This window comes from Akkermansia muciniphila (genome assembly GCF_900184965.1).
Classification (GTDB): domain Bacteria; phylum Verrucomicrobiota; class Verrucomicrobiia; order Verrucomicrobiales; family Akkermansiaceae; genus Akkermansia; species Akkermansia muciniphila_A.
The window spans coordinates 1-256 of the sequence record NZ_FXYA01000174.1 but is presented as its reverse complement, the minus strand read 5'-3'; the positions used below and the strand labels follow the sequence as shown (position 1 = coordinate 256).

General features: G+C 62.5%; 1 protein-coding gene. It reads right to left on the bottom strand.

Translation table 11 applies throughout. The features are described from left to right. Window positions 1-256, bottom strand: a 256-nt coding sequence (locus CI070_RS05560) for a SufD family Fe-S cluster assembly protein (RefSeq protein ID WP_143245737.1), incomplete at both ends; no start/stop codon positions are given.

The window sequence follows — 256 nt, the reverse complement described above, 5'->3', positions numbered from 1 at the left end:
CGAAGGTAGCCGTGGCTGTGTCGCCCACGACGTTTTTGTACAGAAGGTTGCTGTATGCTCCCGGCGAGGAGTGTATCTGCCGCGTGCGCTGGTCGAGTACACGGCTGCCGTCTACCGCATTGGCGGAGAAGAGTTCGGCACGGGCTTCGCGTCCGGTAAGCACGCAGGTCGTTTCCTGCCGCGCCCATTCCGTGTGGAGGTGGCGCGTGAGCTGGTTGAGGGTTGCGCCTTCGGCCAGCCTGTATTCGGCTATTTC